Source organism: Ideonella sp. FW305-24 (assembly GCF_058788035.1).
This window is the reverse complement of the sequence record NZ_JBYTAI010000002.1, coordinates 401751-413830: the sequence shown is the minus strand read 5'-3', so window position 1 is coordinate 413830 and position 12080 is coordinate 401751. Positions and strand designations below refer to the sequence as shown.

At 69.5% G+C, this 12080-nt stretch carries 9 protein-coding genes and 1 pseudogene; 6 read left to right on the top strand and 4 right to left on the bottom strand.

Annotated features, from left to right (window positions below; translation table 11 throughout):
• Positions 1–10 precede the first annotated feature (10 nt).
• On the bottom strand, positions 11–1075 hold the full coding sequence (locus AC3WR5_RS07545; RefSeq protein WP_492483197.1) for a homocysteine S-methyltransferase family protein: 1065 nt from the start codon (positions 1073–1075) through the stop codon (positions 11–13).
• 162 nt (positions 1076–1237) lie between these two features.
• Between AC3WR5_RS07545 and AC3WR5_RS07540 the strand changes: the two genes are divergently transcribed.
• The 6 genes and pseudogenes from AC3WR5_RS07540 to AC3WR5_RS07515 all read left to right on the top strand — a co-directional run.
• On the top strand, positions 1238–2548 hold the full coding sequence (locus AC3WR5_RS07540) for a cyclic di-GMP phosphodiesterase (RefSeq protein ID WP_492483195.1): 1311 nt from the start codon (positions 1238–1240) through the stop codon (positions 2546–2548).
• Positions 2545–4671 carry an EAL domain-containing protein gene (locus AC3WR5_RS07535; RefSeq protein ID WP_492483193.1) on the top strand — a complete coding sequence of 709 codons (2127 nt, stop codon included), beginning with the start codon at positions 2545–2547 and terminating at the stop codon, positions 4669–4671. The genes AC3WR5_RS07540 and AC3WR5_RS07535 overlap by 4 nt, the downstream gene beginning before the upstream one ends.
• A 60-nt stretch (positions 4672–4731) precedes the next feature.
• On the top strand, positions 4732–5049 hold the full coding sequence (locus AC3WR5_RS07530) for a DUF1840 domain-containing protein (protein WP_492483191.1): 318 nt from the start codon (positions 4732–4734) through the stop codon (positions 5047–5049).
• 2 nt (positions 5050–5051) lie between these two features.
• Positions 5052–5711, top strand: coding sequence for a histidine phosphatase family protein (locus tag AC3WR5_RS07525; RefSeq protein ID WP_492483189.1), 660 nt, complete (start codon positions 5052–5054; stop codon positions 5709–5711).
• A gap of 147 nt (positions 5712–5858) precedes the next feature.
• Entirely contained in the window at positions 5859–6947 is a 1089-nt protein-coding gene (locus AC3WR5_RS07520) for a sterol desaturase family protein (protein ID WP_492483574.1), read from the top strand.
• Positions 6948–7065: 118 nt separating this feature from the next.
• A pseudogene (locus AC3WR5_RS07515) lies at positions 7066–8097 on the top strand (sterol desaturase family protein); the annotation flags it as partial.
• Between the two features lie 90 nt (positions 8098–8187).
• Here AC3WR5_RS07515 and AC3WR5_RS07510 read toward each other — a convergent pair.
• The 3 genes from AC3WR5_RS07510 to AC3WR5_RS07500 form a co-directional block, all read right to left on the bottom strand.
• Positions 8188–8979: an L-iditol 2-dehydrogenase gene (locus AC3WR5_RS07510; RefSeq protein ID WP_492483187.1), complete on the bottom strand. Its 792-nt coding sequence runs from the start codon at positions 8977–8979 to the stop codon at positions 8188–8190.
• 96 nt (positions 8980–9075) lie between these two features.
• On the bottom strand, positions 9076–10314 hold the full coding sequence (locus tag AC3WR5_RS07505) for a hypothetical protein (RefSeq protein WP_141289539.1): 1239 nt from the start codon (positions 10312–10314) through the stop codon (positions 9076–9078).
• A gap of 199 nt (positions 10315–10513) precedes the next feature.
• Complete coding sequence (locus AC3WR5_RS07500) at positions 10514–12010, bottom strand: choice-of-anchor tandem repeat GloVer-containing protein (RefSeq protein ID WP_492483185.1); 1497 nt, start codon at positions 12008–12010, stop codon at positions 10514–10516.
• Between the last annotated feature and the right edge of the window lie 70 nt (positions 12011–12080).

Genomic DNA, 12080 nt, shown 5'->3' with positions numbered 1-12080 from the left:
AGCCCTCAGCTCAGGCGGCTTCTTTCAGCAGCGGGCTGAACAGCTTGTCCTGCACATGCCGCGGGCGGTAGTTCTTGACCTGCTGCGCGATGGCGGCGATGTGCGCTGGCGTGGTGCCGCAGCAGCCGCCGACGATGTTCAGGAAGCCTGACCTGGCGAACTCGCCCATCAGCGAGCCCGTCACGTCCGGCGTCTCGTCGAAGCCGGTGTCGCTCATCGGGTTGGGCAGGCCGGCGTTCGGGTAGCAGCTGACGAAGGTGTCGCCGGCAATGCGGCTCAGCTCTTCGATGTAGGGCCGCATCAGCGCCGCGCCCAGCGCACAGTTCAGGCCCACGGCCAGCGGCCGCGCATGGCGCACCGAGTGCCAGAACGCGCCCACGGTCTGGCCCGAGAGGATGCGGCCCGAAGCGTCGGTCACGGTGCCGGAGATGATCACCGGCAGGCGCTCGCCGGTGGCTTCCATCAGCTCGTCCAGCGCGAAGATGGCCGCCTTGGCGTTCAGCGTGTCGAAGATGGTCTCGACCAGGAACAGGTCGCAGCCGCCGTCCATCAGGGCCTGGGCCTGCTCGTAATAGGCGGCGCGCAGCTCGTCGAAAGTCACGTTGCGGGCGCCGGCATCGTTCACGTCCGGGCTGATGCTGGCGGTGCGCGGTGTCGGGCCGAGCGCGCCAGCCACGTAGCGCGGATGCTCGGGCGTGCTGATCGCGTCGCAGGCCTCGCGCGCCAGCCGGGCGGCGGCCAGGTTCATCTCGCGCGCCAGGTGGCCCAGGCCGTAGTCTTCCTGGGCGATGCGGGTCGCGCCGAAGGTGTTGGTCTCGATCATGTCCGCGCCGGCCTGCAGGTACTGGTCGTGGATCTCGCGGATCACGTCCGGCCGGGTCAGCACCAGCAGGTCGTTGTTGCCCTTCAGGTCTTTCGGGTGCCCGGCCAGCGCGGCATTGCGGAAATCGGCTTCGCCCAGCTTGTAGCGCTGGATCATCGTGCCCATCGCGCCGTCGATCAACACGATGCGCTGGCGCAGCAGCGCGGGCAGCGCCTGGGCGCGGGTGTACGGGGCGGCATTCGTGGCGGTCATGCCGCGATTGTAGGAAATGAAGCCAGCCCCTTGGTCAGCGGGTTTGTGCAGCCTGTCCGCCAACGGTTCATTGCCGGTTCAAGTTTTCCCTGCCGCTGGCCGATCTACTGCCCGACGGGACCGCATTTCGCAGCGGTCCGTGACAGGGACAGGGACAGGCACATGACAGCGATGGTGGCGATTCAGGATTTGCGCGTGGGGATGTTCATTCATCTGGACCTGGGCTGGATGTCGCACCCGTTCCCGCTTTCGAGCTTCAAGATTGGCTCGGTCGAACAGATCGAGATCATCCGCGGGCTGGGGCAGAAGCAGGTGCGCTGGAGCCCGGAGCGCAGCGACGAGGCCGTGGCCAACGCGGGCAACGCTGCCGAGGTCCAGGCCGCCGAAGCCGCCGCGACCCAGGCAGCAGTCGCCGCCGCTGCCAAGCCGCCGGTGGATCCGGCCACCGAGGCGCGTCGCCTGGCCGCCGCGCGCCAGGCCGCCGAGGTGGCCGCGCTGCGCCAGTGCGAGCGCCAGTACGGCGAGGCTTGCCGCGACCTGCGCCGCATGACCGATCGGGTTGCCGCCGCGCCCGAAGAGGCCCGTGACCGTGCCCAGCAGCTCACGCGCGCGATGCTGGACAAGATGCTGCAGGACGGCGAACTGTGCGTGCGGGTGCTGGGCGAGCCGTCTGGCGACCGGGCGACCGCGCATGCGATGAACGTCACCGTGATTTCGCTGCTGCTGGCCCGTTCGCTGAGCATGAGCGAACCCGACCTGATGGACCTGGGCACCGGCGCCTTGCTGCACGACATCGGCAAGATCCAGCTGCCTGACCGGGTGCGCCTGCCGCGTGACGATTTCTCCGCCGCCGAACAGGCGCTCTATCGCGACCACGTGGCCCAGGGCGTGATCCTGGGCCGGCGCATGGGCCTGCCGACCGGCGCGCTGCTGGTGCTGGCCCAGCACCACGAGCATGCCGACGGCAGCGGTTTTCCGAAGGCGGTCAAGCTCGACGCGATCTCCCCGGCGGCGCGCATCGTCGCGATGGTCAACCGCTACGACAACCTCTGCAACGCCGCGCTGCCCTCGCAGTCGCTGACGCCGCACGAATCGCTCTCGCGCATGTTCGCGCAGTCGCGCAACCGCTTCGACGCGGCCATCCTCAGCGGCTTCATCCGCTTGATGGGCATCTACCCGCCGGGCTCGCTGGTGCAGCTCAGCGACGAACGCCATGCGATGGTCATCTCGGTCAATGCCGCACGGCCGCTGAAGCCCAGGGTGCAGGTCTTCGAGCCGCGCCCTTCCGGTGACCGCATGGTGCACCTGGACCTGGACCATGTGCCGGACCTGGGCATTCGCCGCAGCCTGAAGGCAGAGCACCTGCCGGCCCGCGTGGCCGAGTGCCTGACGCCGCGGCTGCGGGTGGCGTATTTCTTTGACGTCGAACCGGCGCAGGCGCAGGGCGAAAAAGCGCTGGCGGAGGCCGTGTGAGCGCGAGCCCGACGCTGCCCGGCGCCGACTGGCTGGCCGCGCTGGACGAACCGGCCTGGCTGGTCGACGCTGCGCAGCTGACGCTGCTGCAGGCCAACCCGGCCGCCGCCGCCTGGCTGGGCCAGCCGCTGGACCAATTGACCGGCCGCGCAGCCGATGAGCTGCTGCCCAGCCTGGAGGACGCCGTCTTCTGGGCCGACGTGCGCGCTGGTCGGCCGGGCCGGCTGGTGTCCGACACCGAGCTGCCGCGGGGCGACGGCCAGGTGGTGCAGATCCACCGCCGCATCGTGCCCCTTGGCCCGCAAGGGGAGCCTGCCGCGTGCTACCTGGTCAGCTTGCGCGACCGCAGCGCCGACAGCCGCGTGGCCCGCGAACGCGAAACCCTGCTGGCCGAGCTGCGCGCCACGCTGGAAGCCACGGCCGACGGCATCCTGGTGGTGGACATCGCCGGCCGCATCCGTGCCTTCAACCGGCGCTTCGCCGCGATGTGGGACCTGCCTGCCGCGGTGCTCACCGAGCAGGACGACCCGGCGGTGCTGGACTGGATGCGCCAGTCGGTGCTGCAGCCGACCGACTACCAGCGCCGGCTCGACGAGATCGACGGCCAACTGCTGCTCAGCGCCACCGACACCGTGCCGCTGCTCAACGGCACGCTGCTGGAGCGCCACACCCAGCCGCAATGGAGCGCCGGCCGGCCCATCGGCCGCGTCTACTCGTTCCGCCCGCTGCACCGTGGCCGTGCCGCGTTGCCGCGCGAGGAAGAAGCCGTGCTGTCGTCCGGCGAAGACGAGCTGACCGGCTGGCCCAACCGCAGCGCGCTGCTGACCTGCCTGGACGAGGCGGTGATCCGCGCCCGCACCAGCGGCCAGTCGCTCACCGTGCTGTGCGTCGAATACGACCGCCAGGCCTTGTTCGCGGTGGATGGCGATGCCCGCGCCCGTGTGATGGCCGACCTGATCGAAGGCCTGCGGGCCCACCTGAATGCCTCGCAGCGCGTGGCCCGGCTCGGCGCCGCACGTTTTGCCATCCTGCTGCCGGACGCCAGCGAAGCCCGCGCCGCGCCGCTGGTGCACCGCCTGCTGGACACCGCGCGCCGCTCGGCCCAGGGCCTGCTGGCCACCGCTGGCGTGCCGCTGCAGATCGGCATGGCCGTCTATCCGCAGTCCGGCCTGGGGGCGGACGACTTGCTGCAGCACGCCGAACAGGCCTTGCACCGCGCCCAGGCCCAGGCCGGTGCGGATGCGGCAGATCCGCTGGCCTGGCTGCAAGTCCACCAGCTGACTGCCCAGCCGCTGCCCGACGGCCGCCGCCAGCAGCGCCTGGAGCGCGCGGTGCACGAAGGCCTGGCGCACCCGGCTTTCCGGCTGCACTACCAGCCGCGCGTGGACAGCCACACCGGCCAGGTCCAGGCGGTTGAGGCGCTGCTGCGCTGGCAGGACCCGGAGGACGGCCTGCTGCTGCCTGCGCTGTTCCTGCCGCTGGCCGAACGTGCCGGGCTGATGGGTGCGCTGGACGACTGGGTCATGGAGCACGCGCTGCGCCAGGCCGCAACCTGGCGCGCCGCCGGCTGGGTCCAATCCTTGACGGTCAACGTCAGCGCTGCCGCCTTGTGCCAGCCGGCCTATGCGCGCCGCGTGGCCGCGCTGCTGGAGGCCACCGGCTGGCCGGCCCGGCTGCTGGAGCTGGACCTGCAGGAAGCCGCGCTGCAGCGCGACCCGGAAACCGCGCTGTACAACCTGCAGGCCTTGCAGCGCCTGGGTGTGCGCCTGGTGCTGGACGACTGGGGCACTGGCGACTGCTCGCTGGGCCTGTTGCGCCGCTACCCGTTCCACGCCGTCAAGCTGGACCGCAGCCTGATCCGCCAGGTGCCGCGCCAGGCCGCTGAAAACGCCATGGTGCAAGGCCTCGTCTCGCTGGCCCGCGCGCTGGGCCTGCAGGTGCTGGCCGAGGGCGTCGAACACGCCTCGCAACGCCAGTTCGTGACCCAGGCCGGCTGCGACGGCTGGCAAGGCCTGCTGGCGTCCGCTGCGCTCGACGCGCGGGCCTGTGAACGCGGGGTGTTGGCACGGGCAGCGGCCTTGGCTCAACGTGTTCAAGCGCCACCGCGCGCGGCCAACGAATAAGTAAAGCCCGGGCGGCACAATGCGGGCATCGCTTCCGAGCGCAACCCGTGGAGAGCCGCGATGTACAAGTTCAAGAGCAAGGCCACCGCCGACCTGATCATGCTGGCGCCCAATGGTGACCAGGTGCTGAGCCTGATCGGCAAGGCCCCCGCCGCCCAGGGCATCATCGACGTGGCCGACCTGCCGGCTGCCATCGACGCACTGACCCGCGCCGTCGAAGCCGAGGAGGCTGTTGGTGGCGGGAAAGACGAAGCCGAGACCGATGAGCCGGCCAAGGCCTCGACCGATTCGGTCTCGCTGCGCCGCCGCGCCTGGCCGATGATCGAGATGATGAAGCGCAGCCTGGCCGAAAAACAGCCCGTGGTCTGGGGCGTTTGAGCATGCACGATGTGACCCGCGTCATTGCCGTGCGCCATGGCGAAACCGCCTGGAACGTCGACACCCGGCTGCAGGGCCAGCTCGACGTGCCGCTGAACCCACGCGGCCGCGAGCAGGCTCGCCGTGCCGGCCTGGCGCTGGCGCACGACAAGCCCGACGTGATCTACGCCAGCGACCTGTCGCGTGCCTTCGACACCGCGCAGGCGATTGCCGACGCGGTCGACATGAAGGTGCTGCCGGACCCCGGCCTGCGCGAGCGCCACTTCGGCATCTGGCAGGGCCACACCTATGCCGAGGTCGAACAGACCTGGCCGGACCTGAGCGCCAAATGGCGCGCCCGCCTGCCGGACTTCGGCCCGGAGGGCGGCGAAACCCTGCTGGGTTTCTACGAGCGCAGTGTGGCCACCGCCGCCCGCCTGGTCAGCCAGCATCCGGGCCAGACAGTAGTGCTGGTGGCCCATGGTGGCGTGCTGGACTGCCTTTACCGCGCCGCCTCGCGCATTGCGCTGAACGCGCCGCGCACCTGGGAGCTGCCCAACACCGGCATCAACCGCCTGCTGTGGACCGGCGACGGCTTCACGCTGATCGGCTGGGCCGACGTGCACCACCTGGACGACGACGCCCGCGACGAATCGGCCGACCGCGTGGGCCACGCGGCCTGAGCCTCGGCCACCCCGCGCCCCGCCGCGGCCGGTTGCCATTTCTTGCACCTTCGCGGCTGCGCCGTTTGGCGAGCGCCGCTAGCATGCCGCGAGACCCACTTCGTGGCGGCCGCGGCTGCCCTTGCCATCATGCTTCGGCCGTTGCAAGTGATTGTGCTGGTCACGCCGCTGTTCTTCCTGCTGATGGCCCTCGAGTGGTGGGTGGGCCGCCGGCGGGGCGTGGCCTGCTACCGATTGAATGACGCGATGGCCGCTGTCGGCCTGGGCGTCTGCAGCCGGCTCACCGGCCTGTTCACCAAGCTCTTCACCACCGGCATCTACGTCTGGGCCTGGAGCACGCTGGCGCCGTGGAAGCTGCCGAACAATGCCTGGTGGGTCTGGGTGCTGGGCATGCTGGTCTACGACTTCTGCTACTACTGGCTGCACCGGGCCAGCCACGAGGTCGCGTTCTTCTGGGCCTCGCACGTGGTGCACCACCAGAGCGAGGACTTCAACCTTTCCACCGCGCTGCGCCTGACCTCCGGCGGCTGGCTGGGCAGCTGGCTGTTCTACCTGCCGATGGCATTGCTGGGCTTCTCGCCGCTGGTCTTCGTCACCGCCAGCCTGCTGGACCTGGTTTACCAGTTCTGGGTCCACACCCGGTTGATCGGCAAGCTTGGCTGGTTCGACCGCTGGCTGTGCTCGCCAAGCAACCACCGGGTGCACCACGCGGCGAATGACCGCTACCTGGACCGCAACTACGGCGGCATCCTGATGGTCTGGGACCGGCTGTTCGGCAGCTTCGCCGAGGAAGACGCGCACGGCCCCATCGTCTATGGCACGCGCAAGCCGCTGCGCAGCTGGAACCCGGTCTGGGCCAACCTGGAAGTGTTTGCCGCACTGGCCCGCGACAGCTGGCACACACAGGCCTGGGGCGACAAGCTGCGCGTCTGGCTCAAGCCGCCGGGCTGGCGGCCGGCGGACGTGGCGGCACGCTTTCCCAGCGCGCCGTTCGAGCTGCAGCGGCCGCCATACGACCCCCACTTCAGCCGTGCCGCGATGTTCGGCGCGCTGGCGCTGTTTGCCGTCTCGCTGGTCCTCAGCGGCGTGCTGCTGTGGACGGCGCACCGGCAGGCGCCGTGGGTGCTGGTCAGCGGCGTGGCGCTGGTTTTGGCTTGCCTGGTGCTGGCGGGGCGCTTGTGCAGCGGCGCACCCAGGGCTGCCCGGGCGGCCACACTCACCGCTGAAAGTGCGTGACCTGACCCCTCATTGCGTGACGTAAACGTCAGGCTTTCCCCGCTGGCGCGACGGGGCGTGCAGCGCCAAGATCCGGCGACTGTTTTTTCGTTGCGGCCGCCTTGCAGCCGCTCGCGCCATGACGCTGCAACCCGCCCAAGTCATCGTGCTGGCCACGCCAGTTTTTTTCGTGCTGATCGCCATCGAGTGGTGGGTCGGCCACCGCCGCGGCAAGCTGAGCTACCGGGTCAATGACGCGATTGCCAGCGTCGGGCTGGGCATCTTCAGCCAGTTGACGGGGCTGTTCACCAAGCTGTTTGCGCTGGGCCTGTATGCCTGGGTGTGGGAGCACTGGGCGTTCTGGCAGCTGCCGGACAACGCGCTGTGGGTCTGGCTCAGCGGCCTCTTGCTGTACGACTTCTGCTACTACTGGCTGCACCGCGCCGGCCACACGGTGGCCTTCTTCTGGGCCGCGCACGTGGTGCACCACCAGAGCGAGGAATACAACCTGTCGACCGCGCTGCGGCAGACGTCTTCCGGCTGGCTGGGCAGCTGGCTGTTCTACCTGCCGCTGGCGCTGCTGGGCTATTCGCCGCTGGTGTTCGTCACCGTGGGCCTGATCGACCTGCTGTACCAGTTCTGGGTCCACACGCGGCAGATCGACCGCCTGGGCTGGTTCGACCGCTGGCTGTGCTCGCCAAGCAACCATCGCGTGCACCACGCCGTGAACGACCGCTACCTGGACCGCAACTACGGCGGCATCCTGATGGTCTGGGACCGGCTGTTCGGCAGCTTCATCGAAGAAGACAACGTGGAGCCCACCGTCTACGGCACGCGCAAGCCGCTGCGCAGCTGGAACCCGCTGTGGGCCAACCTGGAGGTGTATGCGGCGCTGTGGCACGACAGCCGGCACGCCGCGTCCTGGGCCGACAAGCTGCGCGTGTGGTTCAAGCCACCCGGCTGGCGGCCGGTGGACGTGGCCGAGCGTTTCCCCGGCGAGCCGTTCGAGCTGCAGCGCCCGCTGTACGACCCGCCGGTCAGCCGCGGCGCGCTGTGGGCCAGCGCAGCGCTGTTTGTCGCCGCGGTGTTGCTGACCTCGGTGCTGCTGTGGACCGCGCACGAGCAGGCGCCTGGCGTGCTCTGGGGCGGTGCGGCTGGCGTGCTGGCCTGCCTGGTGCTGGCCGGCCGTTGCCTGGGCCGGCCGCTGGACGAAGCGGCCCAGGCCAGCCGCAGTCCGGTTGCCAAAGGTGCCTGAACCCGCTCAGCTCATCCAGTTGCCGCCGTCGACATTCAGCGTCTGCGCGGTGATGTAGCGGGCCTCGTCGCTGGCCAGGAAGACGGCGGCCCCGGCAATGTCCTGCGGCGTGCCCATGCGGCCCAACGGCACGGCCTTGCCCACCGCGATCTTCTTTTCGCCCAGCGCCAGGCCTTCGTACTTCGCGAACTGGGCGTCCACGTGCTGCCACATCGGCGTGTCGACCACGCCCGGAGCAATGCCGTTGACGCGGATGCCGTGCGGCGCCATCGCCAGCGCGGCCGATTGGGTGTAGCTGATGACCGCGGCCTTGCTGGCGCAGTAATGGGCCACCAGCGCTTCACCACGCCGGCCGGCCTGTGAGGACATGTTGATCACGCTGCCGCGCACGCCGCGCGCCACCATCTGGCGCAGCACCGCCTGCATCGTGAAGAACATGCCTTTCACGTTGATGTCGAACAGGCGCTGGTACGAGGCTTCGTCGGCCTCCAGCACCGGGGCCATGTCGAACACCGCGGCGTTGTTGAACAGCACGTCGATGGCGCCGAAGCTGGCGCAGGCCGCTTCCACCAGCGCCGCGATGCTGGCGGACTGCGCCACGTCGGCTTGCTGGTAGCGCAGTGTTTCGGGATGCGCGGCCTGCAAGGCCTGCACGCCGGCGGAAGCTGCGCTGCCGATGTCGGCAATGGTGCAGCGCGCACCCTCGGCCAGGCAGGCCTGCGCAACAGCCAGTCCGATGCCGCCGGCGGCGCCGGTCAGCAGCACATGTTTTCCCGCCAGGCGGCCCGTGGTGTCCATGTCGTCTCCTTGGTTCGGCTGGGGTGCCGACTTGTCCGACGATAGGAACTCTGGATGTTTTGTGCCGGTACTTTGCCGCCGGCTTGCCGATACTTCTCAGTCGAGCAGCCGGAAGGCCATGCCGATTTGCGAGCCGTAGATCGGGTAGCGGACCTTGATGCGGTAGCCGCGCAGCTTGCTGGCGTCCCACTCGCGCTCGGCGCAGGCCAGGCGGATCAGCTCCGGGTAGCGCGCATATTCCGGCAGCCGGAAGGCTTCCGGGCCGCGGCCGAGGAACTGCACGGTTTCGACCATGTCCATGCGGTCGCCGAAGCGGCTGGGGTCGTCCGGGTGGGCAATGCCGCGGATCACCGTGTCGTACAGCCGCAGCTCGGGCTGGATGTCGGGCCAGACGTCGTCGTGCAGCAGCGCGTCGATCACGCAGCACTCGGTCGGCGGCTCGGCGTGGGCGGCCATGCCGCTGGTCGGGCCACCGGCGCCGCGGCGGGCCCGGTGGGCGTTGTTGTAGACCTGCACGTAGACGATGTCGTGGCCGCGGCCCTGCTCGCGGCTCAGCGGCAGGCCGAAGACGGAGGTCTGGATCACGCGGCCGTTCTGTTCGGTCTGCAACTGCTCGGGCTGCACGCTGGAGAACTGGCGCAGCAGCAGGTCTTCCATGCCGGAGACCGGCTGGCCGTTCAGGCTCAGCGCCTTGAAGCGGCTTTCTTCCGGGCTCAGCGAGGAGAAGTTCAGCCGCAGCAGGCCCGAAGGCTTCAGGCGCCGGCAGCCCAGCAAGGCGTCGATGCCGAGGCCGTCATGGCGCTCGGGGTTGTCGCGCGAGGGGTAGACGATGCCGGTGGACAGCACCAGGTCGGCCTGCACGCCGCGCAGTGCGCTGGTGGCCTTGAAGGCCAGCGTCTTCTGGCGCAACTCGATCGCGGCGCGCGACTCCAGCACCCATTCGCTGAGCACCGTGTCCAGCGTGGCGCGGTCGCCGAACTGCACGTCGACAAAAGTCTCGAAGGCCTGCACCGCGGCGGCAGCGCGCGAGAGGTGGCCAGGATCGAGCTTGGTGCGCTCGGCGCCGCGCAGCATCTGGGCCAGCACCTGGGCGCCGGGGATGTTGACCAGCGTGGTCAGCGGGTCGCCGCTGCGCACCGAGGACAGCAGCCGGGAGACGGCAGATTGGCCCAGGCCGAGTGCAGCCTGGAAGGCTTTCTGGTCGCGAGCGCCCTTGTCTTCGATGGCGGCGAGCAGCGCGCCGACGGCAGTCTGCAGTTCATTGCCCAGCGCTTCGGTGTGGCGGCGCAAGGCCAGGTCGGCTTCACTGGCCGAGGACGGAAACTGGGAGTTCATGCCGGCGAGGATACAAGCAGGAGCAGGCGCGCCGGACGCTCCGCCTGGCGTGGCGGGGCGCCCGGCGCGGACGAACGGCGCCGCGCGAGGGCGAGGGAACCGTTCGGACGTGGTTGCGTGAGGAAACGCCGGGCCGTCCCAAGTTTCCTCATCCCCCTCGGGGGGCGGGCCGGGCAAAGCCCGGTCCTTGGGGGCACGCTCAGGGCTTGGGCAGCACGTGCAGGACCTGGGTCGAGCTGGTCGAGCCTTGCGCGTTCGAGCAGGTCAGCACGTAGGGGTAGTCGCCCAATTCGGTCTGCCTGATGGTTTTGGTGCCTTCAGTCGCCACCTGGCCCGAGTCCCAGGTGCCGGTGACGGCGCACGAGTCGGCGTATTGCGAATACCAGGCCAGCTTCATGAGTTTGCCCGGCGTCGTGTTGCTGGTGGTCATCGGCGGGTTGATCTGGTCGATGTAGAACTGCACCGCCGGCTTGGGCAGGATGGGGGCCGGGAAGGCCGCCGGGTCCACCTTCAGGATCGCGCCAGCGCTGTTGGCGCCGCCAGCATAGGCGGGCACGTACAGCATGCCGTCGCTGCCTTTGGTCAGGCCAGCCTGCACCGCAAAGGCGCTGTCGGTCAGCGAGACCACGCCCACCAGCTTGCTGGTGGCGGGGTCGATTTCGATCAGCGTGCCGTAGCTGCGGCTCGGGCCGCCGTAAGGCGCGCTGCCGTACAGGTGGCCGTTCGGGCCGACGACCAGCGGCGAGGTCGGGAATTCGCCGTTGGTGATGTCGTCGAACTTCAGCACGGTCTGGAAGTTGCCCGCGCCGTTGAAGCGGTACACCGAGCCGTAGTCGGCGCCGTTGCTGTTGGTCGTGCCGTACACATAGCCGTCGGCCGGGTTCGTGACCAGGCTGGCCTGCGGGTTGATGCTTTCGACGGTGCTGTCGAACGAATGCAGGACCTGGAAGCCGCTGCCGTCGCGGGCCATCTTGAAGGCCACGCCTTCGCCGGTATTGCCGCCGCTGGAGGTCACGCCGTAGAGCAGGTTGTCGGTGCCCAGCGCCAGGCCATGCGGGTTGCCGCCGGAGGCGTCGCCAGCGAAGCTGTGGATGACGGTGAACTTCTCGCCGCTGGGCTGCATCTTGAAGATCGCGCCGCGGCCGAACTCGCCGCCGCCGATGGCAAAGCCATACAGCAGGCCCTTGCTGTCCTGCACCAGCGCGCCGCCGGGGTAGGCGCCGTCGCTGCCGTTGAACACGTGCAGCAGCTTGAACTTGCCGCCGGGCACGTACTTCCACAGGCTGCCGTATTGCGCTGCGCCCTGGCCGGTCGAGGCATTGCCGTAGACCGAGCCGTCGCTGCCGACCATCAGGTCACCGCGCGGCGAGCCGCCTTCGGTCGAGCCGTCAAAGGCGTGCACCACCTTGTAGCCGCTGCCGTTGGTCTTGACGCGGAACACCAGGCCCCAGCCGCTGTCGGGCGAGTTGGTCAGCGCGGTGCCATACACATAGCCGTCCGGTGCCTGGACCATGGCGCCGTAGGGCTGGGCGCCCTTTTCGGCGCCGGGCATGGAGGCGATGACCGTGGTCGGGTCGGCCGCCAGCGCGGTGCCGTGCAGGCCCCACGAAGTGATGGCCAGCAGGCTGGCAAGGGTCAGGCCCGTGAATCGGCGCTTCGACCCGCCGAGAACGACATCCGCAATGTTTCGAGACACAAGGAACTCCTAGGGGTTGGGGGAGGTGCTGCCCGCTTGTTGCGGGTCGGCTACCGCTCGCGTGTTTGGG